This is a genomic window from Rhodoferax sp. GW822-FHT04A08 (assembly GCF_058801025.1).
Genome location: NZ_JBXAMW010000012.1, coordinates 56784 through 80151 on the forward strand (window position 1 = coordinate 56784; position 23368 = coordinate 80151).

Genomic DNA, 23368 nt, shown 5'->3' on the forward strand with positions numbered 1-23368 from the left:
GCTTTAGCGTTTCTTGAGGTTCATCTTGGCGCGGCCTTCGGCGGGCGTCATGGGCTTGGCTCCCATGCATTCGATCAGCTTGATCACGCGCTCCACCAGTGTTCCGTTGCTGGCGGGCACACCCTTGTCCAGCCACAGGTTGTCTTCCAGACCCACGCGCACATTGCCGCCCAGCAGAATGGCCTGTGCTGCCATGGGCATCTGCAGGCGGCCGATACCAAAGCCGGCCCATGTGACGCCTGCGGGCAGGTTGTCCACCATGGCCTTCATGGTGGTGGTGTCGGCGGGTGCGCCCCATGGAATGCCCAGGCAGAGCTGGAACAACGGGTCGAACAGCAGGCCTTCCTTCATCATCTGCTTGGAGAACCACAGGTGGCCGGTGTCAAAGATTTCCAGCTCGGCCTTCACACCCAGCTCGGTGATGCGCTTGGCGCCCACACGCAGGGCAGCAGGCGTGGACACGTAGATGGTGTCGCCGTCGCCAAAGTTGAGCGTGCCGCAGTCCAGGGTGCAGATGTCGGGCAGCAGCTCTTCCACATGCACTAGGCGGGTCAGCGGACCAACCAGGTCGGTGCCGGGGCCGTATTGCGTGGGGGTTTCGCCCGGGCCGATTTCCAAGTCGCCACCCATGCCGGCGGTCAGGTTGACGATGACGTCCACGCCCGAGGCCTTGATGTGCTCCATCAGCTCGCGGTACAGCGCCGGATCACGGCTGCCCTTGCCGGTTTGGGGGTCGCGCACATGGCAGTGCACCACGGTGGCACCGGCGTTGGCAGCCTCGATGGCGGCATCGGCAATCTGGCGCGGAGTGACCGGCACGTGGGGGTTCTTGCCAACGGTGTCGCCAGCGCCGGTCACGGCGCAGGTAATGATGATGTTCTGGTTCATAGGGCGTAGTCCGGTTCTTGTTGGTTGAGGATGGTTTTGAGGGCGTTGAAATGCAGGTTGGAAAACTCGGTGGGGTAGTCGTTCCACTGGCTGCAGGCCACAGCGGCCACGTCGTCGGGGATCAGCGCCAGTTCGCGTCCGGTGGCCAAGGCCGCCAGTTGCAGGGCGCAGGCCTTCTCCAGGTAGTACAGCTCGTCAAAGGCCTGGGCCACGGTGGGAGCGACCACGATCACGCCGTGGTTGCCCATGAACAGCACGCTCTTGCCGTGCTCCATCAGGGCGGCCACGCGGGCACCTTCGTCCGTGTGCAGCGCCATGCCGGCATAGCCGCGGTCGTAGGCAATGCGCTTGTGGAAGCGGCAGGCGTTCTGGTCCAGTATCAGGAACTCGAAGTCTTTGAGGCAGCACAGCGTGGTGGCGCTGTGCATGTGCGTGTGCAGGATGCAGCGCGCTTGTGGCAGCTTCTGGTGCAGGGCTGCATGCAGCGTCCAGGCCGTGGGGTCGGGGGCATTGGGGCCCAGGTAGGTATCGGGCTTGTCCACGTTGAGCAACAGCAGCTCGCTGGCGCGCACCAGCGAGAAATGCGCGCCCACCGGGTTGAGCAGGAATTCCCGGCCTGTGTCGTCGGTGGCCACGCTGAAGTGGTTGGCAATCGACTCATGCATGTTCAGCCGCGCTGCCCAGCGGAAGGCTGCTGCCAGGTCTTGTCGCAAGGTGTGAATGTGTGTCATCGTTCTGGCATCGTAGGGCGGACGCGGGGTGCCGTCTCCGTGTGCAACGACTTGTTGTTGACGAAAAGCGACAGACTTGAATCGGGGTTTTCCATGGGGAGACGCGATGAGGGCAGGCAGCACAGCCTGTAGCATCGCGCCCCATGGCTACCGACCACACCTTTTCCGCAGACAGCACCATTCGCAACGAGCGCCGCGACTTCCCCGAATGGCATCGGGGCCGATCTATCTACGCGCTATGGGCACTGCAGTTCGACACCACGCCCTTGCAGCCACGCATGCAGGCCGCGCAAGAGGCGTTGGCCGATCTTCTGTTGCCGGGCTACGAAAGACAGCCGCATGTCACGCTCAGCCTGTGCGGCTTTCCCAGCGCCCAGCCGCAATTCGACGATGATTTCGGACCGGCCTTGGTGCAAGCCCAGTTGCGCGCCTTGCAGCAGACAAACCCTACGGGTTTCGAGATCGCCATAGGCGGCCTGGACAGCTTTACCAGCGTGCCGTACTTCACCGTGCGCGACACGGCCGGACAGCTGCAGGCCCTGCGCCATTGTCTGCAGCAAACGCCCGCCATTGCCGCCCACGGCGATTACACGCCGCATGTGACCATCGGCCTGTATGCCGACGTCTTTCCCATGCAGCACGTGCTGCAACGCTTGCTGGCAGTGGCGCTGCCTGCAGACCTGCATCTGCCGGTGACAGGCCTGTCCTTGCTGGGCTACGAGGCCGCGCACATTGGCGGGCCGCTGCACTGTGTGGCCAGCTATGCCTTTGCAGATCAGGCGCTGCAGTGGCACGGCGTGCCCTGGTTTGCGCTGGACGAGAGTCTGCTGCTTCAGTAACTGTGCTGGCGATGGATGTGTTTGGCCACCTGGATGCCGTGGGCAAAGGACGTGGCCACACAGGGGTGAAAGGTCTGGCTGATCTCACCCGCTGCATAAAGGTGTGGCACCGAGGTTTCGCCCCAGAGGTTGGCCGCCACAAAACCAAGCGGTGTGCGCTGCAGTGCTTGCAGACCATCGGGGACCACGGCCTCGAAACCGAACTGCACGCTGATGGCATCAAAGGCTTGTCCGTTGACCGTCATGTCGCTCTGGCGCGCTTCAAACGGGCCCACCACCACATCGCTGGCTGGCACCGCTGCGCGCAGCACATGTTGGGCGCGCACGGCCCGAGCAAAGAGGGTGACGGACTGCGCACCGCGCCGCATGATGAAGCCATATTGGTCAAAGGCGTTGTCGCCACCGCCCAGGATGGCAACCCGCTTGCCTTGAACCTCGAGTGCCTCGGTGTTGTGGCCAGGTCCTATGGCCACAGCGCCCGCGTTGTGGAAACCGCCGCTACGAAAGCGCGCGCCAGTGGCCAGCACCACTTGCGGGGCCTGCAAGATGCCGCCATCTTCAAGCTCGACGGCAAAGCCGGTCGCGCTGGGTGATACTGCACGCACGCCAACGCCGGTTCGCAGGTCCACACCTGCGAACCGCAGCTGTGCATCGAGTCGCGCGGCAATCTCCTGGCCGGTGGCGTCCATCAAAGACGGCAGCCAGCGGTTTTCATAGGGGCTGAAAGTCTGCAGGCCGCCGGCCTGTGCACAGCGCTCCAGCAGCGTGACCGGGCAACCCAGCTGGTGCAACCACATGGCGCAGGCGCATCCGGCGGGGCCGGCACCTATGACCAGGGTCGCAGCCGGGTTCATGTCTTGCGTCTGCCCAAAGCCACCAGGCCGGTGGAGAGGGATGTTCCGGCGATGATGACCAGCGCGCACACCACCATCCATCCAGTCACAGTCTCGCCCAACAGCAGCACACCATAGAACACGGCAAACGCCGGAATGGCAAAGGTCACCGCTAGGGCGCGTGAGGGGCCGGCCCGCTCAATCAGGCGGAAATACAGCACATAGGCCAGCCCGGTGCAGAGTACGCCCACCACGCCGACTGCCATCCAGGCCTGCAGGCTGGGCGTTTGCGCAGGCCAGGTTGTCAGCATCAACGGAATGAGAAACAACGAGGCTCCAATCTGGCTACCGGTCGCAGACACCAATGAAGGCAGGCCACCCATCCAGCGTTTGGCCACGCTGGCCGACAGGCCATAGCACAGGGTCGCCAGCAGGCAGGCCAGGATGGCCCAACCGGTGGACTGGCCGCTGGCATCGGGTTTGAAGCTGGCCTTGTCCCAGGCCAGCATGGTCACGCCCGCAAATCCGATGGCCAAGCCCAGCATGCGGGATTTGGTGGGGCGCTCGCCCAGCCATATCCAGGCTATCAACGCGCCGAACAGCGGCACGGTGGCGTTCAATATGGCAGACAGGCCCGAGGTGATGGACAGCAACGCAAAACTGAAGCAGGCAAAGGGAATGGCCGAATTCATGACACCCACGGCACAGGTGAGCTTCCAGTGCTGGCGCAAAGAATTCCCCAGACCTTTGAACAGCAGCAAGGGCACCAGGAACAAGGTGGCCACGCACACGCGCAGACCCGCCGCAGGAAAGACGCCGAACTCTTTGGACGCCACCCGCATGAACATGAAGGATGCTCCCCAGATGGCGGCCAGGAGCACGAAGTCCACCACCCATGGTTTGTTGTTGTTGGTTGTCATGCGGCTATTGTCTTTGGCTGTGATTTTTCCAGCTGGAGCAAGGTTGTTTTGCGGTCCAGTCCACCGGCATAGCCGGTTAGCGAGCCATCGGCGCCGACCACGCGGTGGCAGGGCACCACGATGCTGATCGGGTTGCGACCTACCGCGGCACCGACGGCGCGCACAGCGCTGCTCTTGCCGATGCGCTGGCTCAGCGTTCCGTAGGAAATGGTTTGCCCCGCAGGAATATCCAGCAGCGCCTGCCAGACCTGTTGCTGAAACGCAGTGCCTTGGCATGTGTCCAGCGGCAGGTCAAAGCGCTGGCGCGAACCGGCAAAGTACTGGCGCAATTGCGCGGCGGTCTGCTGCAGCACGGGGTGGTCGTCCTGCACCGGCCAGTTGCTGATGTCGGGCATGTGCTTCTGGCCATCGAACCAGACGCCGGCCAGCCCGGCGTCGCTGGCCGCCAGCGTCATGCGGCCCAGTGGGCTCTCGAAGGTGCAACGCACCAGGCCGGTTGGGTTGTTTCTACTGGTCATGGTGTGTGTCTCCTTGTTGGGATAGGGAATGCCAGGCGCGCACCACCGCATAGCTGCGCCAGGGGCGCCATGCTTGCGACAGACGCTCCGCTTCCCGCGCCGGATGGGCGTGCTGGCGCACGTCCAAAGCGGTCTGCAAAGCCACGTCACCGGCAGGGAAGGCATCGGGCCAGCGCAATGCACGCATGGCGATGTAGCTGGCGGTCCAGGGGCCGATGCCGGGCAAGTCCTGCAGCGCGGCCATGGTGCGGGCCACGTCGCCGCCCGGCTGCAAGAGAATCTGGCCGCTGGCCACAGCCTGGGCCAGCGCGGTGATGGCGGCCTGGCGCTGCTTGACGATGCCCAGTGCACCTAAGGTGTCGCCGCTGGCATGTGCCAAACGAAGGGCATCGGGGAAGAGGTGGGAGAGCGCAACAAAGGGTGTTGCAAGTGGCGCACCCAGCGCCTGCACTAGGCGGCTGCTGAGCGTGCGTGCGGCAGCCACGGTGATTTGCTGCCCCAGAATTCCACGCACGGCGAGTTCCAGTCCGTTGAGCGTGCCAGGTACGCGCAACCCTTCCATGCCAGCAAAGCGCTCCCCCAGAATGGCGGCAATGGCCTGCGGTTCGGCGTCCAGGTCCAGCAGGTCGCGCAGCTCGGCCATCAGCCGGGGCAGGGCCGGCGCCAGGGATTCACTGAGCAGAAATTCGACGGCACATTGCGCGGGCACAAAGTGCGCCTGCACCCATCCCGCAAGCGTGTTGCCATTGCAATCCACGGCTATGGTGCGCTGGTAGGTGAGGGCGGCACGGTCCACCATTTCGACGCCGGGTATGGCACGCGTTTGCAGAAAAGCCAGCATGGCGTCAACGTCATAAGGTGGGCGGTAGCTGGCCTTGAGATAGATGCCATGCGCCGCAGCGCCAAGAGACTCCGTCTTGGCCCGCGCAGTGGCCTTGCCGGTTGCCACGTCCAGGGTCATGGCCCTGCTGGTTTTGCGCAGGGCACTGGGTTGCAGCCGGTAGTGCGCCACAAACGCAGCGTTGAAGCGTCGCAGGCTGGCAAAGCCGCTCAGTGCTGCCACCTGGGTGACGGGAAGCTGCGTGTCGGTCAGCAACTGCTTGGCGCTCAGCAGGCGCCGCGTCTGCAGATACTGCAATGGCGACACGCCCCACTGCGCTTCAAAGATGCGGCGCAGATGCCGGTCGCTCACGCCCAGCTTGGCGGCCACATCGGCCATGCTGCTGGCTTGCGCGGAGCGCGCCAACTGGTCCAGCAAGCCAGCAGCCTGCTGCGCCAGGATGCCGGAGGCGTCCTGTGTGGACCAGGTGGCGTGGGACATGTGCGGAGCGATCTCCGGCCGGCAGCGCAGGCAGGGGCGGAACCCTGCTGATTCGGCCTGCGCAGCCAGGGTGAAGAACTGGCAGTTCTCGGCCTTGGGGGTGCGCACTTTGCAGACTGGTCGGCAATAGACGCCGGTGCTGCGCACCCCGGTGAAGAAGCGTCCGTCAAAACGCGCATCCCGGGTCTTGAGGGCCAGGTAGCAGGCATCGTCATCAAGGGTAGAGGAAGCGGTGGACATGGCTGCATGATACGCACGGCATGTCACAAAACTCGCCGTTTACGGACATGTGCCTGTCACAGTCTGCCCCTACCTTGTCCTGCGGTATGTCAAGGTCCCCTGCACCTACAATGCGGGACGATCAAGACCACAGCTCCAAAGCATCGTTACAAGGGAACTTCATGCAAATCAGCGCCGGCATTTTCAAGGCCTACGACATCCGGGGCATTGTCCCCTCCACCCTCACCGAAGACGTTGCCCTGGGCCTGGGACGTGCCTTTGGCAGCATTGCCATGGCACAAGGCCAAACCACCGTGGCCGTGGGCCGCGACGGGCGCCTGAGCGGCCCCATGCTGTCCGCCGCATTGATCCGTGGTCTGGTGGAAGCGGGTGTGCAGGTCATTGATGTGGGCATGGTCACCACGCCCATGCTGTACTTCGCAGCCAATACCCTGTGTGCCAGCGGCATCCAGGTCACCGGCAGCCACAATCCGCGCGACTACAACGGCTTCAAGATGGTCCTGGGTGGCAAGGCCATCTATGGCGACGAGATCCAGGCGCTGCGCCGCATGATCGAAAGCGATGGCTGGACCTTGCAGGCAGGTGGTTCCTGCAAGCAGGTAAACGTGCTGGCCGACTACACCGCACGCATCGTCGGTGACATCAAGCTTGCGCGCCCGCTCAAGATCGTGGTCGACTCGGGCAACGGTGTGGCCGGTGCGTCTGCGCCCGGCATTCTGCGCGCCATCGGCTGTGAAGTCACCGAACTCTTCAGCGAAGTGGATGGCAATTTCCCCAACCACCATCCCGACCCCAGTAAGCCCGAAAACCTGCGCGACCTGATTGCCGCGCTCAAGACCAGCGGCGCCGACCTGGGGCTGGCCTTTGACGGCGACGGTGACCGCTTAGGGATAGTCACCCGCGAAGGCAACAACATCTACCCGGACCGCCAGATGATGTTGTTCGCACAGGACGTGCTTTCGCGCGTGCCGGGCGGCACCATCATCTTTGACGTGAAGTGCTCGCAACGTCTGGCGCCCGCCATTGAGGCGGCTGGCGGCAAGGCGCTGATGTTCAAGACCGGCCATTCCCTGATCAAGGCCAAGATGCGCGAGATCGGCTCCCCGCTGGGCGGCGAGATGAGCGGCCACATCTTCTTCAAGGAGCGCTGGTACGGCTTCGATGACGGCACCTATGCGGGTTGCCGTCTGCTGGAAATCGTCAGCCGCGCTGCCGATGTGGGCGCGGTGCTGGACGCTTTGCCCACCAGCTTCTCCACGCCGGAACTCAATGTGTCCTGCGCCGAAGGCCAGGCCCATGGCTTGGTGGACCAACTGGTGGCCAAGGTGAATTTCCCGACTCCGGCCGTTGTGAACACCATTGACGGCCTGCGCGTGGACTGGCCCGATGGCTTTGGCCTGGTGCGCGCCTCCAACACCACGCCGGTGCTGGTGCTGCGTTTTGAAGGCCACACGGCTGCCGCGCTGGAGCGCATCCAGAGCGCCATGCTGGAGCTGCTGCGCTCGGTCAAGCCTGACGCAAAAATCGAGGAAGCAGCGCATTGAGCCTGGATCCGAATTCGGCGCCGCGCATTCTCATCGTCAAGCTGTCTTCCTTGGGAGATGTGGTGCACGCCATGGCGGCGGTGCAGGACATCCGGCGCGCGCTGCCGCGCGCGCAGATTGACTGGGTGGTTGAACGGGGTTTTGCACCCCTGGTGGCGCGCTGCGAAGGTGTGCAGCGGGTCATCCCCTGCGAAATCCGGCGCTGGCGCAAGGCTCTTTTTTCTGTGCAGACGCGCAAGGAATGGCGGTCTTTCAAGACCGAGCTGCAGGCACAGGCTTACGACGCGGTCATTGATCTGCAAGGCCTGACCAAATCCGCATTGGTTTCCTGGCTCACCCGCATCAAGGTGGGTGGCTTGCGCTTTGGGCTGGCCAACCGCACCGATGGTTCCAGCTTTGAAGCGCCAGCCCGCTGGGTGGCGGACCGAGCCATCACGCTGGAGCCGCATGTGCACGTGGTGCAGCGCTCACGCCTTCTGTGCGCGCAGGCCCTGGGGTATGAGCTGCAAGGTGAGCCGGTGTTCGGATTGCGCGCCGGGTCAATGGGCGCAGCGCAACCGCAGGCGCGGGCTCAAAACTCTTTGCTGGCCCAGCCGGGCGCGGCGGTCAACCCGTTTGCGCCGCGCAAGTCGGTGGTGACGCTGGTGCATGGCACTTCCCGCGCCGACAAGGAGTGGCCGCTGCAGTCCTGGATAGAGCTTGGCAAGCGGCTCAACCACAGCGGCTTCTGCGTGGCCCTGGCCCATGGCAACCCGGCAGAAAAGGCCGTGAGCGAAAAGATCGCAGCGGAGTTGGCGGATGCCTGGGTCTGGCCCAGCATGCCACTGGATGCGCTCACCGATACCATGGCCCATTGCGCCGGTGTGATTGGCGTAGACAGCGGTCTGAGCCATATCGCGGTGGCCCTGGGGCTGCAGCATGTGCAGATCTACAACTTTGATACCGCCTGGCGCACCGGTGTGAACAACGCGCACCAGGTCAGCGTCTATGCCCAGCCCACGCCCGACGTGGACAGCGTGTGGCGGGCATGGGATGCACTGGACACCCCGGTGCTGTGCCAATGATTCTTTCGCTCTACTCCCTGGCCATGTGGATGGTGCAGCCGCTGGTGCGACGCAAGCTGCGCCGGCGTGCAGTGGATGAGCCACGATACGGTCATGCGGTGGAGCAGCGTTTCGGCCATTACGAAGGGGTGCCGCGACCTGCCTCCGGGGGAGGTCCGTTGATATGGGTGCATGCGGTATCGCTTGGCGAAACGCGTGCCGCCGCCGTACTGATTGAGGCCTTGCGCCAAGATAACCCCGGTATGCGTTTGCTGCTGACGCACGGCACGGCTACTGGATGGGAGCAGGGCAGCAGCCTGCTGAAAGCGGGTGATGTACAGGTCTGGCAGCCGTGGGATACGCCTGCAGCGGTGCACCGTTTTCTGCGGCACTTCCAGCCGCACGTCGGGTTGTTGATGGAAACCGAAGTCTGGCCGAATATGGTGGCTGCCTGCGTGCGGGCCAAGGTGCCGCTGTGTCTGGTCAATGCGCGCATGAGTGAACAGTCCCAGCGCAAGGCGCGGCAGCTGAGCTGGTTGTCCGGGTCGGCCTTTGCCGGGCTGCATCTGGTTCTGGCGCAGACCGAAGAAGACGCGGCACGGCTGCGTGCCTTGGGTGCCACGGTGCAGGCTGTGACTGGCAATCTGAAGTTTGATGCCACTCCCGATGCGGACAAGCTCTTGCGCGGCCGCCGCTGGCGCGCAGGCAGTGACAAGCCCGTGCTGATGTTTGCCAGCTCGCGTGAAGGCGAGGAGCAGATGCTTATCGATGCGCTGCGCCGCCAGCCCGCACTGCCCGTGCAGTGGCTTGTCGTGCCGCGCCATCCGCAACGCTTTGACGCGGTGGCGGAGTTATTTCAGTCTGTAGGTTTCAGCGTCTCGCGCCGCTCAACCTGGGCCGATGCACCGCAGACTGCCGATGTATGGCTGGGTGATTCACTGGGAGAAATGCCGCTGTATTTCGGTCTGGCCGACATGGCTTTGTTGGGCGGCAGCTTTGCGCCTCTGGGCGGGCAGAACCTGATTGAGGCGGCGGCCTGTGGCTGCCCGATCGTGATGGGGCCACACACCTTCAATTTTGCGCAAGCTGCGGAAATGGCTGAGGAAGCGGGCGCTGCGCTGCGCTGCGCGGATATGGAAGACGCGTTACGCAAGGCGCTGCCTATCGTGAGCGATGGGCCGGCTCTGGAGCGCGTGCGTCACACGGCCCTTGCCTGGAGCCAGGCCCACCGGGGAGCCACGCGGCGAACGCTGGAGGCGCTCAGGGCGCTAATTGGGTGTTGATGGGCTGCAGGTCGTCTTCGTTGAGCAGACCGGTCGCCTGACGCAGCTTGAGGCCGCCCACCAGCACGTCGTAACGGGCCTTGGCCAGCGTGGCCTTGGTGGAGTAGAGCTGGCTTTGCGCATTGAGCACATCGATGTTGATCTTCACGCCCACCTGGTAGCCCAGCTTGTTGGCGTCCAGCGCGCTTTGCGTGGAGATTTCAGCCGCCTCATAGGCCTTTACCTGGGACAGACCGGATTGCAGACCCAGGAACGCCGTGCGGGTTCCCTGTGCCACGGAGCGCTTGGCTGCGTCCAGGTCGTTGCGGGCCTTTTCCTCCAGGGCCAAGGTCTCCTTGACCCGGTTCTGGATGGAGTAACCGGCAAACAGCGGCAGGTTGAAGTTCAGGCCCACGCTGGCGACATTGGCGGTGTAGGACGTATTGGAGGTGGAACTGCCGTTGTTGTTGGCAGCGCTGTAGCTGCCGACCAGATCCAGGGTGGGCTTGTGACCGTCTTGTGCCTTCTCGGTCTCCAGCTTAGCCACATCCAGAGCGATCTGAGCCTGCTTGATCACCGGGTTGTTGGCTTCGGACTGCTGCACCCAAGGTTCCACATCCGCTGGCTGTACATCGCTGAGTTTGACCGGGGCGCGCAGCGGCTTCGGTGCCGTGCCGCTTCTGCCCACCAACTGATCCAGCGCCACGGATTTGACACGCAGGTCGTTTTCCGCTGCCAGCTCCTGGGCCACGACCAGGTCGTAGCGGGCTTGTGCATCGCGGGTGTCCACGACGGTGGAGGTGCCCACCTGGAAGTTGCGCTTGGCAGACGCCAATTGCTCGGCGGTGGCGGCCTTCTGGCTGCGCACAAAGGTCAGGTTGTCTGTGGCGGCCAATACGTCGAAGTAGGCCTGGCTGACCCGCACGATCAGATCCTGCTCGGCGGCTTGTAGTTGTGCCTGCGAAATTTCTGCCTGCTTCTTGCCTTGCTCATAGGTAGCCCAGTTGCCGGGGCGGTACAGGGGCTGCGTTGCGGACAGCGCTGCTGACTGCGTGTTGTAGTTGCGGCCGTCCAGCGATGCCAGGCTACTGGTCTGATTGGTCTGGCTTGCACTAGCGCCCAGTCCCACCGTGGGCAGGATGCCCGCCTTGGCCTGATCACCCTTGGCGATGTTGGCATCAGCCTGCGCCTTAGCCGACAGGTAAGTAGCGTCATAGCTCTTGGCGGCCGCGTACAAGTCAACCAGGCTCTGTGCCTGCGCCATGCCGGAAAGGCCGGCTCCCAGGGCTACCAGCAGTGGCAGGAGATTCGTGGAGAGTGGGTTGCGAGTACGGTTCATGGAGTGCTTTCGATGGAGCGGATTTCAGGCTAAGGCAATGGATGTCAGTAGGTATTCAGACTGGGGTCCACTTCGGCTGCCCACGCATGGATACCCCCGGCAATATTGGCCACATTCTCAAAACCACGGCTGGCCAGAAACTGGGCGACCTGCATGCTGCGTCCGCCGTGGTGACACAGGCAGGCGACCGGCTGCTGCGGGTCCAACTCGGCCAGGCGCAGCGGGATCGTGCCCATGGGGATGGTCAGCAATGTAAAACCGTCGGGCTTGACGCTGGCGATCTGCAGCTCCGCCGGTTCGCGCACATCCAGCACGACGGGTTCGCCATGTGCGCGTGCCTGTTCCAGCCAGGCGGACAAGTCCTTGGGACGGAATTGAGAAATCATGGGATATGCCTGAATAAGACGTTCGGATCAGAACGTGAAGCGTGACACCTGCGCAAAGTTCTGCAGACGCGGTGCGTCGCAATCCCAAGGCTGGCTGGTACGGAAGTCGGTGGCACTGGTGCGCGTGACGATGGTGGCGCGCATGATCGGGTCATCTCCCACGATGGCTGCCAGGCGGCCACCGATCTTGAGTTGATCGAGCAATTTGTGGGGCACATCCGCCACCGAGCCACCCAGCACGATGACATCGAAGGGGCCTTGTGCCGCAGCACCTTGCGAGCCGTCACCCTGGCGCACGTCGGCGTTGGTAATGCCGGCCTTTTGCAGGTTGCTCTTGGCGAATGCCACCAGTTCGGGCGAGAGTTCCAGTGACAGCACGCGCGCTGCACGGCGGGCCAGCAGGGCGGTCAAAAAACCGGAGCCGGTGCCGATTTCCAGCACGCTGTCGGTCTTTTGCACGGCTGCGTCCTGCAGCAGACGAGCTTCCACACGAGGAGTCAGCATGTACTGTCCGCCAGGCAGTGGAATTTCCAGATCGGCGTAAGCCAGTGCCTTGTGTTCCGGCGGTACAAACTCGTCACGACGAACCGATGCCAAAAGGTCCAGAACGCCGGAGTCCAGCACATTCCAAGGGCGGATCTGCTGTTCAATCATGTTGAAGCGGGCGGTTTGGATGTCAAAAGCAGGCATAAAATACTCCTAGGGGGTATATTGGTGAATTCTAATCAATTCTAGGGGACTGCGGACCTGATCTCCCACCCAGAATGCGTTTGGCCCATTGCGCCAAATCATCCATGTAGCAGTACACCACGGGTACGACGACCAAAGTCAGCAAAGAAGACGTGATTACCCCGCCTATTACCGCCTGACCCATCGGTGCGCGCTGCTCGGCGCCTTCGGTCAACGCAAATGCCAGGGGCACCATGCCAAACACCATGGCCAGCGTGGTCATGAGGATGGGGCGCAACCGGACCCGGGCGGCCATCAGCAATGCCTCGTTGCGTGGCAGGCCTGGGACAGTTTGACCCGTGTCGTCCACCCGCTCGTCGCGGGCGCGGATGGCAAAGTCCACCAGCAGGATGGCATTTTTGGTGACCAGACCCATCAGCATCACCACACCGATCACCGAGAACATGGACAGGGTGGAGTTGAACATCAGCAGCGCCAGCACCACGCCGATCAGAGTGAGTGGTAGCGCGGTCATCAGTGCCAACGGCTGTACGAAGCTCTTGAACTGGCTGGCCAGGATCATGTAGATGAAGATGACGGCCATGGCCAGAGCCGAGACCGCATAAGCAAACGATTCGGCCATGTCCTTGGTGGAGCCGCTGAACTGGTAGCGGTAGCCGGGCGGCATGGCGATGGTATCCATCGCGGTCTTGATGTCGGCGGACACCTCGCCAGCGGAGCGGCCCGAGACGTTGGCATTGATGGACACCTCGCGTGTCAGGTCGCGCCGGTTGATCTGGTTGGGGCCGGTAGAAGGCACCACGTGCGCCACTTGGTTGAGCCGGACGATGCGGGTGCTGCCATCCGGGTTGGTGAGTGCAAAGGGCAGCAGTTCCATGTCCTGCGCGCTGTTGCGTGCCTCGGGCGCCAGGCGCACATTGACGTCGTAGGTCTGGTCATCCGGCGCGCGCCAGTTGCCCACCGTGGTGCCTGCCACGAGTGTGCGCAATGCGTTGCCGATTTGCCCAATGGAGAGTCCCAGATCGGAGGCCGCATCGCGTTGCACCTGTACATCGAGCGTAGGCTTGTTGGGCTTCACGCTGGAGTCCAGGTCCACCAGCCCGGGGATATTGCGTATCTTGCCCATGGCCAGCAAGGTCAGGCGTTCCAGCTCGGCGGTGTCGGAGCCCAGGATGGAGAAGGTCACCGGCTTGTTACCGCCTATGGGGTCCAGCAGGCCCACATGCGTGACCGTGATGCCCGCCACGCTGGAAAGCCGGTTGCGCAGCACCACCGACATCTGGTCCACGCTGCGGCTGCGCGCCTTGCGGTCCACCAGCCGCACGTAGACGCTGGCGTACATCTTGCCCTGTGCGGTACCTGTGTTGATGGTGGTGAGCGTGTAGCGCACCTCGGGGAACTCGCGCAGTATGGCTTCCACCTGTTTGCTGCGTGATTCCGTTGCCTCCAGCGAGGAGCCTACCGGCGTGTAGAAATTGACCGACATTTCAGAGAAGTCGGACTTGGGCACGAATTCGGTACCCAGCAGCGGCACCATCAGGATGCTGGTGGCAAAGACCGCCAGCGCGAGCAGCACGGTTGCCAGCTTGTGCAAGAGGGCCCAGCGCAGGATGCCTTGGTACGCATGGGCCATTTGCTCGGTGGCGGAGTCAAACCAGCCGGTCACACGGCCAATGGTCTTGTCGTACCAGTTTTTGGGGCCATCGGGATGGTTGATGTCTGGATCTTCCCAGACGCTGGACAACATGGGGTCGAGGGTGAAGCTCACGAACATGGAAATGGCTACGGCCGCCACGATGGTCAGGCCGAACTCGTGGAAGAACTTGCCGATGATGCCGCCCATGAACCCGATGGGCATGAACACCGCCACGATGGACAGGGTGGTTGCCAGCACGGCCAGACCGATTTCCTCAGTGCCATCCATTGCGGCCTGGTAAGCATGCTTGCCCATGGCCACATGGCGCACGATGTTTTCCCGCACCACGATGGCATCGTCTATCAGCAGGCCCACACACAGGCTCAGGGCCATGAGCGTGATCATGTTGATGGTGAAACCCAGCATGTTCATGAAGAAGAAAGTGCCGATCAGCGCAATCGGCAGCGTCAGCCCGGTGATGACGGTGGAGCGCCAGGAATTCAGGAACAGGAACACGATGAGCACCGTCAGCGCCGCGCCTTCAATCAGCGTACGCCGTACGTTTTCCACCGAGACGCGGATCTGGCGCGAGCCGTCAGTGATCTGCTCCAGGCGTACGCCGGGTGGCAACTGCTGCTGCATTTCTGCCAGCGTGCGTTGCAGGCCATCGACCACGGCAATGGTGTTTTCATCCTGCGACTTCTGCACGTTCATCAGCAGGGTGCGCTGGCCGTTGTAGAGCGCCAGACTTTCCACTTCCTGAGCGCCGTCGGCGACCCGGGCAATCTGGTCCACCCGCACTGGAACGCCGTTTCGGCGCGTCACGATGATGCGGCCGAAGTCCTCCGGCCGCTTCATGCGCGCCTGGATCTGGATGACTTTTTCCTGCTGCGCGTTGTTGATGGTGCCAATGGGAATTTCCTGGTTCTCGCTGGCCACGGCCGCCTCCACCTGATCGGGCGTGATGGACAAGGACTCCAGTGCCTGTGGGTTGAGGTAGATATTGATCTCGCGGTGGGTGCTGCCCACGGTGGTGACCGAACCCACGCCGCGCACGTTTTCCAGGCGCTTCTGCAATACCTGCTCGGCCCAGTTGCTGAGTTCCACCGCATCCGGCACCTTGCCCTTGGCAGTGGATGCGTCCGGCAACACGGCGACTGACCAGACGGCACGCGCAGCCGGATCGAACCGCAGCACACGCGGCTCCTTGACCTCGGTGCGCAGCAGGGGTTTGATTGCTGCGACCTTTTCGCGTACGTCTTCGGCCGCCTTGCGCCCATCGATCGACAGGTCGAACTCCAGTATCACTACCGACTGGCCTTCGTAACTGCGCGAAGTCAGTGCCTTGATGCCGGCGATGGAATTGACGCCTTCCTCGATCTTCTTGGAGACTTCACTTTCCACCACTTCGGGCGAAGCGCCAGGGTAGTCCGCTGTAACTACCACTACCGGAAAGTCGACGTTGGGGAATTGGTCCACCTGCAGGCGCTGCAGGGAAAACAGGCCCAACACCACCAGGGCCAGCATGACCATGGTGGCAAAGACCGGGTTCTTCAGGCTGACGCGGGTAAACCACATCAGGGAGTTCCCGCCAAACGCTTGACCGGGGTGCCTGCCAGCAGGGCACCGGCATTGCCCGCCAGTACCGCGGCACCTTCGGGCAGTCCCTGGATTTCAACCATGGCAATGCCGGCGTGTTCACCGGCAGCGCCTAGCCTGACGCTCTGGTGGGCGACTTTGCCATCGGCGATGTACTGGACATAGGGTTGTGGCTTGTCGGTACGTACCGCGTCCAGGGGCACAGCCAGTACTTTCGCATTTCCTATGGCCAACGTGCCTTGTGCGAACAGGCCTTGGCGCAGGCCCGGTGTGTTGCTCACGGAGAAATACACCATGACCGACCGGCTGCCGGCAACCGTGCTGGGGTTGACGCGTGCGACCTTGGCGGTAACAGGTTGCGACAGACCTTCCACCACGAGCTGTGCAGTCTGCCCCGTCTGTACCCGCACCGAATCAGCCGCACCCAGCGCCGCTTCCAGTTCGAGCGACCCCAGGTCCACCACTTCCACCACGCGGGCGTCGATGGCCACACGCTCACCGTTCTGCACCAGACGCTGTGATATCTGACCGTTGATGGGTGATTTCAGAATGGTGTCGTCCAACGATTTGAGAGCCAGATCGGCTCCGGCCTGCGCCGCCTTGTAAGTGGCTTGCGCGGAGGCCAGGTTGTTGAGCGAGTTGTCCAGTGCGGTGCGAGAGATGAAGCCCTGGTCCACCAGGGACTTGTTGTTGTCCAGTGTGCGCTGCGCAATGTCGAGCTGGCCTTTGGCCGATTCGGCCTGTTGCTGCGCCTGGTGTAGGCGGGTCTGGTATTCGGAGGTGTCCACACGGGCAATGACCTGGCCCGCCTTGACGTAGTCGCCTTCACGAACGTTAAGCCCCAGCAGCTCGCCCGCCACCTTGGCTTTGACAAAGGCGGAATTCACGGCCTTGAGTGAGCCGGATATGTGCAGCGTTTGCGTCAGCTCGACCGTCTGCGCCTGCAGCATGTCGCTGGGCGCTATTTCTACGAAGGTTTGCTGCTTTTGCGCAGTCTGTTGCGCCTGCAGCGCCTGCTTGGCAGCCTCGCGTGAAGACAGGGCACGCAGCACACCGGCCGCCAGCAAGGCCGTGACCACTCCCGCCACGACCCATTTCAAGGAGATTTTCATTGCTTGATTTTCTTGTCGGTCGAGTCGGCGCCCGTGTTCGAGCTCAGTCCATGCAGAAGAATATGCAGTTGCGACGCGATATAGCGCGACGGGTCCAGTTCCAGACGCGCGTCGCCGCAGCTGCCGCGACCATGCTTCCACAGGTTCAGAAACATCAGGGGTGCAATGACGCTGAAGACGCTGTAATCCGGATCGATGGCGCGGAACTCGCCGCGCTCCACTCCACGCTGCAGGATGCGCTTGACCAGGTCGTTGCCAGGCTGCACCACTTCCTGCTGGAAGAACTGGACCAGTTCCGGGAAATTGCCGGCCTCACTCATCATCAGCTTGGGCAGGCCGGAGGCGCGCGTGGCACCCACCCGTTCCCACCAGCTGTTCATGCAGTAGTTCAAGAGTTCCTCGCTGCTGCCCTCGAAGGTGTTGAGCTCCTCACCCCATTCGGTAAAGCGCCCACTGATGTTCTCCCGCACAACCGCCTTGAACAACTCGGCCTTGCTGCTGAAGTACAGAAACAGGGTGCCCTTGGACACACCCGCACGCTGCGCCACTTCCTCCACGCGGGTGGCGGCATAGCCTTTTTCCAGAAACAGGTCGAGTGCGGCGGTCAGCAGTTCCCCCGGACGGGCATCCTTGCGGCGCTCACGTTTGGCGCGCACGGTGTTTGCGATCTTGCGGATGGGGCAGTTGGTTGACATGAAAATTACTGACTGATGGGTTATTAGTGTAGCTTTGCGCCCCTGCAGGTGTCAATCCATGGCTGGGCCCAAGGGCAAGAGGTACGGCGTACCATCCCCGCTTGGCAATTCACATGAGAGCGATCAGAAGATGTCGAATACATTGCAAACACTGGTGCTGGGCGGTGGCTGTTTCTGGTGTGTGGAAGCGGTCTACGTTCAGGTGCGTGGGGTGCAGGACGTGGAGTCCGGCTATTGCAACGGAGACCTCCCCAATCCGACCTATGAAATGGTGGGTACCGGTCGTTCCGGCTACTGCGAAGTGGTCAAGCTGGTGTATGACCCCGCCCAGGTCAGCACCCGCGAACTGCTGGAAATCTTCTTAGTCATCCACGACCCGACCACGCTCAATCGTCAGGGCAATGACGTCGGCACACAGTACCGCAGCGGCATCTACTTCACTACGGATGAGCAGGAGCAGGTCGCGCGGGAAGTCCTGGCCGAGCTGGCTGCCAGTGGCGTCTACAGCAGCCCGGTGGTGACCGAACTCAAACCGCTGCAGCGCTATGCAGCGGCCGAGGAATATCATCAGGACTTTTTCGAACGCAACCCCAACCAGGGCTACTGCATGGCGGTTGCCGCCCCCAAGGTGGCCAAGTTTCGTAAGACCTTTGCCCGCCTGCAAAAAAGCTGAGGGCGGCTGGTGGCTGGCGCTGCGCCTTCATATGTGCTTAATATGCGGCGGTTATAAGATGGAATGCGTTTTTTTGTAGACAGGACGAAGCCATGAAAAATATTGTTCGCACCTCATTTCTGACCGCCGCTGTGTCGTTGTCGTGTGTTGTTGCCATGGCGCAACTTAGTTCACCCTTGGGAAACACAGGCATCCCCATGGGTACCGGGGCGGGCGTGCACAGCCCCAACAGTCCGTTCGCGCCCTTGCAGGATCGTGCTGACGTGCTGCCCTGGTCGGTACTCACTGCGGTCAAGACCAAGGTTGAGAAGAACCGTGTGTTGCCGGTGTTTCCCGGCAATATTCAGGCGCTGAATCAGAAAAGCCAGCGCATCCAGGGTTTCATGATGCCGCTGGACCCGGGAGAGAAGCAGAAACACTTCCTGCTGAGTTCTGTGCCGCTGACCTGCGCATTCTGTGTGCCCGGCGGTCCTGAGAGCATGGTGGAGGTCAAGACCAAGACACCGGTGAAGTACTCCCTGGAAGCCGTCGTCGTGGAAGGGCAGTTTGCCGTGTTGAATGACGACCCCTACGGGCTGTTCTACCGCATCACGGATGCGGTGGCGGTCAAGTAATCAGCCTCCGACCGGCTCCGCTCAGGGAGCCAAGCGTTCACGCAACCACCCTCCGTCGGCCTGCAAGGTGTAGCGTAGCCGGTCATGCAGGCGGCTCTTGCGCCCCTGCCAGAACTGCCAGTTATCCGGTTTGAGACGGTAACCACCCCAATGCGGCGGACGTGGCGGCTGCAACATGAATTGCGCAGCGTACTTGGCCGCGTTGGTCATCAGGACGGTGCGCCCCGCAATCACCTCGCTTTGTGGCGATGCCCAGGCGCCTATGCGGGAGTCCAGCGGACGGCTGTGAAAGTAGGCGTCGCTTTCTTCTGCGCTCACACGCTCGACCACTCCTTCGATGCGCACCACGCGCTCCAGCTCCACCCAATGAAACTGCAGTGCAGCAAATGGGTTGCCCGCCAGTTCGCGGCCTTTGCGGCTTTCGTAGTTGGTGTACCAGACGATGCCGCGCTCGTCATAGCCCTTGATCAGTACCACGCGCGTGGATGGCCGCAGGTCGCTACCGACGGTGGCCAGCGTCATGGCATTGGGTTCGGGCACCTCGCTGTGAATGGCTTCCTGCAGCCACTGCTCAAACTGCTGCAGGGGGGCCGCATGCGACGCGTTCTCGTCGAGCTCGGCGCGCTCATAACTCTTGCGAAGTTCTGCAATCGATTTCATAGGTTGTGTGAGGTTTTGTGAAAAAAAGAAGCAACTGTTTGAGAAATTTATGCGATGGGCTAGGGCATACCCTCGGGAAATTTCAAGCACCGGCTCGTATTCTCTTCCTAGCGGACGACGACCCGCTCTGTAACGTAACAAAAATTCAGGAGACAAGCCGATGAGTACTGCGTTTCAAGTCAATGGCAAGGCGGTGACCGCCAACGCCGAGCCCGATACCCCGCTGCTGTGGGTCATCCGCGACGAGCTGGGAATGACCGGCACCAAGTTTGGTTGTGGTGCTGCATTGTGCGGCGCCTGTACCGTGCACATCGATGGCAAGCCGGCACGCTCCTGCCAGGCGCCCCTGTCTTCAGTGGCTGGCGCCAAGGTGTCCACCGTCGAAGGCCTGTCCACCGATAACAACCACCCCCTGCAGGTGGCGTGGATCAAGCACGATGTTCCCCAGTGCGGCTACTGCCAGTCAGGTCAGCTGATGAGTGCGGCGGCCCTGCTGGCTTCCAACAAGAACCCCAGCGACACCGACATTGACAACGCCATGAGCGGCAACATCTGCCGCTGCGGCACCTATCCCCGTATCAAGGCTGCCATCAAGGACGCAGCTTCCATGATGCGCAGCGCCTGAGGAGTACCAACATGACTACATCCCGTCGTACCTTCCTCAAGAACTCCGCCGTGCTGGCTGGCAGCGGCCTGCTCATGGGTATCTCCATTCCCACCGCCCTGCAAGCGGCAGGCACTGTGCATACTCCCAATGCCTGGGTGCATATCGCCGATGACAACACCATCACGCTGATCTCGGCCAGATCTGAGATGGGGCAGGGCGTTTACACCTCCATGCCCATGCTGATCGCCGAAGAGCTGCATGTGGACCTGCGCAAAGTGAAGGTGCGCATTGCGCCGCCCAACGCCAAGCTGTACGGCAACCCGCTGCTGGGTGGTCCGCAGCTTACGGGCGGCTCCACCTCGGTGCGTGACGGCTGGGAAAAGCTGCGTATCGGTGGCGCGCAAGTGCGCGAAATGCTGATCACCGCCGCCGCAAATGCCTGGAAGGTGGACCGCAGCACCCTGACGGCTGCCGACGGTTTCATCCTGGGCGCCAATGGCAAGAAGTCCAGCTATGGCTCGCTGGCTGCGGCGGCCTCCAAGCTGCCGGTCCCGGAAAACGTGGCCATCAAGGACCCCAAGGACTTCACCATTGTGGGCAAGCGCACCAAGCGCCTGGATACGCCCGACAAGGTCAATGGCCAGGCCCAGTTTGGCATCGATGTCACCTTGCCTGGCATGGTCTACGCAGCGCTGGAACAGTGCCCGGTGATTGGCGGCAAGGTCAAGAGCTATGACGACTCCAAGGCCAAGAGCATGCCCGGCGTGCTGGCGGTGGTGGAGATCCCGGACGGCGTGGCGGTGGTGGCCAACAGCTGGTGGCGCGCCAATATGGCGCGCAAGGCGCTGAGCATCAATTGGGATGAGGGCCCTGGCGCCAGCCTGAATGAAAAGGCGATGCTGGACGGCTTGCGTGCAGCATCCAAGACCGGAACGCCTATTCCGCTCAAGGCTGTAGGCGATCCGGAGGCTGTGATTGCCGCTTCCTCCAAAGTGATTCGCGCCGAATATGCCAGCCAGCTGCTGTCGCACTCGCCGCTGGAGCCCATGAACTTCACCGCGCACTACGAGAACGGCAAGATGCGCCTGATCGGCCCCACCCAGTGGCAGGACGCGGCGCAGAGCCAGATCGCCAAGGCCGTAGGCCTCAATACCGAGGACGTGTCGGTGGAAACCACCTTCCTGGGCGGCGGCTTTGGCCGGCGTATCGACATCGACTTCATCATCCAGGCCGCACAGATATCCAAGGCTGTGGGCAAACCGGTCAAGCTGGTGTGGTCGCGCGAAGACGATATGACCCACGACTTCTATCGCCCGCAGGCCATCCACACCATGGCCGCAGCCCTGGGAGCAGACGGCAAGCCCACCGCCATGACTTTCCGCCTGACCTCGCAGTCGGTTACCGGCCGCGTCTTCGGCCTGCCCGCACCGGTGCAAGACCCGTTGATGACCGAGGCCGCGGTTGCTGCCTACAACATCCCTGCCTCGCGCCATGACGTGGTCAAACACGACGCCGGTTTGCGCGTGGGCTACTGGCGCTCGGTGAGCCATGCGCTCAATGCCTTTGCCAATGAGAGCTTTGTGGATGAGCTGGCTCTTGCAGCTGGCCAGGATCCGTACGCCTACCGCATGAGCCTGCTGGCGGACAAGCCGCGCTTTGCCAATGTGCTCAAGCTGGCTGCCGACAAGGCCGGTTGGGGAACACCCCTGCCACAGGGGCATGCCCGTGGCATCGCCCTGATGGAAGGGTATGACACCTACATGGCCCAGGTTGCCGAGATCAGCCTGGAGCACGGTGCAATCAAGGTTCACAAGGTCACTGTCGCTGCTGATCTGGGCCGCATGGTCAACCCTGATACGGTGGAGGCACAGATCCAGTCCAGCGTCATGTTCGGCCTGGGTTCTGCGACCATGCAGGAGATCACGCTCAAGGATGGCCGCGTGCAGCAGTCCAACTTCCACCAGTTCCCCATCGTGCGCATGTCGCAAGCCCCGGTGGTGGACATCGTGCTGGTGGAGAGTACCGAGAAGCCCGGCGGCATTGGTGAGCCAGCCACGGCGCTGGTGGCACCGGCAGTGGCCAATGCGCTGGCCACGCTGACAGGCAAGCGTCTGCGCAAGCTGCCTATGACGGCACAGGCCATCCAGTCCGCCTGAGACTGTGTAAAGGCACGACATGGAAAGTCTTGACCTGAGGGTGTTGGAGGACGCGCTGGCCTGGCGCCGCGCAGGCCACGCGGTCACGCTGGTGACCGTGGTGGAAACCTGGGGCAGCGCGCCGCGCCCGCCCGGGGCGCTATTGGCGGTGCGCGACGACGGTGTGGTCAGTGGTTCGGTATCCGGCGGCTGTGTGGAGGACGACCTGATCAGCCGGACCAAGGCCTCGCTGAACCAGCCTGAAGCCGAGCGCACCACCAAGCCCGGCATGATCGCCTACGGTGTGAGCAAGGAAGAAGCGGCGCGTTTCGGTTTGCCCTGCGGCGGCACCCTGCGTCTGGTGCAGGAGCCTCTCATGGCTACTGGCTGGATTGAGGAGGTGCTGCAACGCACGGCAGAGCACCAGTTGGTGTCGCGCTCGCTGACGCTGTCCACCGGTGAGGTGGTCCTGAAACCGGCACAGCGTGGCCAGGCCATGCGATTCGACGGCCTGGTGCTGACCACCTTGTTCGGGCCACGCTGGCGCCTGTTGCTCATTGGGGCAGGCCAGTTGTCGCAGACGGTTGCCAGCATGGCCAGTGCGCTGGACTTCGAGGTGCTGGTGTGCGATCCGCGCGAGGAGTATGCCCACACGCTGTTCGAGCGGCCCATGGCCAACGTGCGCCGCGTGCATGGCATGCCCGATGACGTGGTGCGCGAAATTCAGCCCGATGCGCACACCGCCATCGTCGCGCTGACGCATGATCCCAAGCTTGACGACATGGCGCTGTTGGAGGCCCTGGACAGCGAGGCGTTCTACGTGGGGGCACTTGGATCACGGCGCAACCAGGAAGCGCGCAAGAAGCGCTTGGCCGAGCACTTTGATATGACGGCCCACCAATTGGAACGGCTGCATGGTCCTGTGGGTTTGCGCATTGGTGCGCGCACACCTGCGGAAATTGCCGTGTCCATCCTGGCCGAGATCGTCCAGGTGAAGAACGCGGTGAGTACCGCCGCGGCTTCCAGTGTGTCCGCCTGCGCGGTTGCGTGAACCTGTTGCCAGGGTTGAAGAAAGAGCCGCAT

General features: G+C 62.6%; 22 protein-coding genes. 9 read left to right on the top strand and 13 right to left on the bottom strand.

Annotation, left to right across the window (positions count from 1 at the left end):
• Window positions 1-3: 3 nt before the first annotated feature.
• Both cdhC and AC1RMF_RS20035 read right to left on the bottom strand, forming a co-directional pair.
• Entirely contained in the window at window positions 4-888 is an 885-nt protein-coding gene (gene cdhC / locus AC1RMF_RS20030; protein WP_493143815.1) for a 3-dehydrocarnitine:acetyl-CoA trimethylamine transferase CdhC, read from the bottom strand.
• Entirely contained in the window at window positions 885-1619 is a 735-nt protein-coding gene (locus AC1RMF_RS20035) for a class II aldolase/adducin family protein (protein WP_493143816.1), read from the bottom strand. The genes cdhC and AC1RMF_RS20035 overlap by 4 nt, the downstream gene beginning before the upstream one ends.
• Before the next feature lie 143 nt (window positions 1620-1762).
• Here AC1RMF_RS20035 and AC1RMF_RS20040 point away from each other — a divergent pair, with 143 nt between their 5' ends.
• Window positions 1763-2458: a 2'-5' RNA ligase family protein gene (locus AC1RMF_RS20040; protein ID WP_493143817.1), complete on the top strand. Its 696-nt coding sequence runs from the start codon at window positions 1763-1765 to the stop codon at window positions 2456-2458.
• Here the strand turns inward: AC1RMF_RS20040 and AC1RMF_RS20045 are convergent.
• From AC1RMF_RS20045 to AC1RMF_RS20060, 4 genes are read right to left on the bottom strand one after another with little or no spacing between them, the layout of a single operon-like run.
• Window positions 2452-3312: an NAD(P)/FAD-dependent oxidoreductase gene (locus tag AC1RMF_RS20045; protein WP_493143819.1), complete on the bottom strand. Its 861-nt coding sequence runs from the start codon at window positions 3310-3312 to the stop codon at window positions 2452-2454. The two genes, AC1RMF_RS20040 and AC1RMF_RS20045, sit on opposite strands and share 7 nt — an antisense overlap.
• Window positions 3309-4211 carry a DMT family transporter gene (locus tag AC1RMF_RS20050; RefSeq protein WP_493143820.1) on the bottom strand — a complete coding sequence of 301 codons (903 nt, stop codon included), beginning with the start codon at window positions 4209-4211 and terminating at the stop codon, window positions 3309-3311. The genes AC1RMF_RS20045 and AC1RMF_RS20050 overlap by 4 nt, the downstream gene beginning before the upstream one ends.
• Window positions 4208-4729: a methylated-DNA--[protein]-cysteine S-methyltransferase gene (locus tag AC1RMF_RS20055; RefSeq protein WP_493143822.1), complete on the bottom strand. Its 522-nt coding sequence runs from the start codon at window positions 4727-4729 to the stop codon at window positions 4208-4210. Before AC1RMF_RS20055 ends, AC1RMF_RS20050 begins: the two co-directional genes overlap by 4 nt.
• Window positions 4719-6290, bottom strand: coding sequence for a DNA-3-methyladenine glycosylase 2 family protein (locus AC1RMF_RS20060; protein WP_493143824.1), 1572 nt, complete (start codon window positions 6288-6290; stop codon window positions 4719-4721). The genes AC1RMF_RS20055 and AC1RMF_RS20060 overlap by 11 nt, the downstream gene beginning before the upstream one ends.
• Window positions 6291-6451: 161 nt before the next feature.
• Between AC1RMF_RS20060 and AC1RMF_RS20065 the strand changes: the two genes are divergently transcribed.
• Genes AC1RMF_RS20065 through AC1RMF_RS20075 form a run of 3 tightly spaced genes read left to right on the top strand, consistent with a single transcriptional unit; the run spans window position 6452 to window position 10160 of the window.
• Entirely contained in the window at window positions 6452-7834 is a 1383-nt protein-coding gene (locus tag AC1RMF_RS20065) for a phosphomannomutase/phosphoglucomutase (protein WP_493143826.1), read from the top strand.
• Window positions 7831-8898: a lipopolysaccharide heptosyltransferase I gene (gene waaC, locus AC1RMF_RS20070; protein WP_493143827.1), complete on the top strand. Its 1068-nt coding sequence runs from the start codon at window positions 7831-7833 to the stop codon at window positions 8896-8898. Before AC1RMF_RS20065 ends, waaC begins: the two co-directional genes overlap by 4 nt.
• Entirely contained in the window at window positions 8895-10160 is a 1266-nt protein-coding gene (locus tag AC1RMF_RS20075; protein WP_493143903.1) for a 3-deoxy-D-manno-octulosonic acid transferase, read from the top strand. Before waaC ends, AC1RMF_RS20075 begins: the two co-directional genes overlap by 4 nt.
• On the opposite strand, the gene AC1RMF_RS20080 is transcribed toward AC1RMF_RS20075, so the two are convergent.
• The 6 genes from AC1RMF_RS20080 to AC1RMF_RS20105 are packed head-to-tail and all read right to left on the bottom strand — an operon-like array spanning window position 10138 to window position 17596.
• On the bottom strand, window positions 10138-11478 hold the full coding sequence (locus AC1RMF_RS20080) for a TolC family outer membrane protein (protein WP_493143828.1): 1341 nt from the start codon (window positions 11476-11478) through the stop codon (window positions 10138-10140). The genes AC1RMF_RS20075 and AC1RMF_RS20080 overlap by 23 nt on opposite strands.
• 44 nt (window positions 11479-11522) lie before the next feature.
• Window positions 11523-11864 (bottom strand): rhodanese-like domain-containing protein, encoded by a 342-nt coding sequence (locus AC1RMF_RS20085; protein WP_342618305.1) that lies wholly within the window; start codon window positions 11862-11864, stop codon window positions 11523-11525.
• Between the two features lie 27 nt (window positions 11865-11891).
• Window positions 11892-12554 carry a protein-L-isoaspartate O-methyltransferase family protein gene (locus AC1RMF_RS20090; RefSeq protein ID WP_493143831.1) on the bottom strand — a complete coding sequence of 221 codons (663 nt, stop codon included), beginning with the start codon at window positions 12552-12554 and terminating at the stop codon, window positions 11892-11894.
• A gap of 31 nt (window positions 12555-12585) precedes the next feature.
• The gene (locus tag AC1RMF_RS20095) at window positions 12586-15768 is read right to left on the bottom strand and encodes an efflux RND transporter permease subunit (RefSeq protein ID WP_493143833.1); all 3183 of its coding nucleotides are present in this window, start codon (window positions 15766-15768) and stop codon (window positions 12586-12588) included.
• Complete coding sequence (locus tag AC1RMF_RS20100; RefSeq protein WP_493143835.1) at window positions 15768-16901, bottom strand: efflux RND transporter periplasmic adaptor subunit; 1134 nt, start codon at window positions 16899-16901, stop codon at window positions 15768-15770. Before AC1RMF_RS20100 ends, AC1RMF_RS20095 begins: the two co-directional genes overlap by 1 nt.
• The gene (locus AC1RMF_RS20105; protein WP_493143837.1) at window positions 16898-17596 is read right to left on the bottom strand and encodes a TetR/AcrR family transcriptional regulator; all 699 of its coding nucleotides are present in this window, start codon (window positions 17594-17596) and stop codon (window positions 16898-16900) included. The genes AC1RMF_RS20100 and AC1RMF_RS20105 overlap by 4 nt, the downstream gene beginning before the upstream one ends.
• Before the next feature lie 130 nt (window positions 17597-17726).
• Here AC1RMF_RS20105 and msrA point away from each other — a divergent pair, with 130 nt between their 5' ends.
• Both msrA and AC1RMF_RS20115 read left to right on the top strand, forming a co-directional pair.
• Entirely contained in the window at window positions 17727-18269 is a 543-nt protein-coding gene (msrA, locus tag AC1RMF_RS20110; RefSeq protein ID WP_493143839.1) for a peptide-methionine (S)-S-oxide reductase MsrA, read from the top strand.
• A 92-nt stretch (window positions 18270-18361) separates the two neighbouring features.
• Complete coding sequence (locus AC1RMF_RS20115) at window positions 18362-18883, top strand: DUF3299 domain-containing protein (RefSeq protein ID WP_446737959.1); 522 nt, start codon at window positions 18362-18364, stop codon at window positions 18881-18883.
• A 21-nt stretch (window positions 18884-18904) separates the two neighbouring features.
• Here the strand turns inward: AC1RMF_RS20115 and pdxH are convergent, their stop codons facing one another.
• The gene (pdxH, locus tag AC1RMF_RS20120; protein WP_493143842.1) at window positions 18905-19543 is read right to left on the bottom strand and encodes a pyridoxamine 5'-phosphate oxidase; all 639 of its coding nucleotides are present in this window, start codon (window positions 19541-19543) and stop codon (window positions 18905-18907) included.
• A 160-nt stretch (window positions 19544-19703) separates the two neighbouring features.
• On the opposite strand from pdxH, the gene AC1RMF_RS20125 reads away from it, so the two are divergent.
• From AC1RMF_RS20125 to AC1RMF_RS20135, 3 genes are read left to right on the top strand one after another with little or no spacing between them, the layout of a single operon-like run.
• On the top strand, window positions 19704-20168 hold the full coding sequence (locus AC1RMF_RS20125) for a (2Fe-2S)-binding protein (protein ID WP_342618297.1): 465 nt from the start codon (window positions 19704-19706) through the stop codon (window positions 20166-20168).
• Between the two features lie 11 nt (window positions 20169-20179).
• The gene (locus AC1RMF_RS20130) at window positions 20180-22306 is read left to right on the top strand and encodes a xanthine dehydrogenase family protein molybdopterin-binding subunit (protein ID WP_342618296.1); all 2127 of its coding nucleotides are present in this window, start codon (window positions 20180-20182) and stop codon (window positions 22304-22306) included.
• A 19-nt stretch (window positions 22307-22325) separates the two neighbouring features.
• Window positions 22326-23336, top strand: a complete 1011-nt coding sequence (locus AC1RMF_RS20135; RefSeq protein WP_493143845.1) for an XdhC family protein — start codon at window positions 22326-22328, stop codon at window positions 23334-23336.
• Window positions 23337-23368 lie beyond the last annotated feature (32 nt).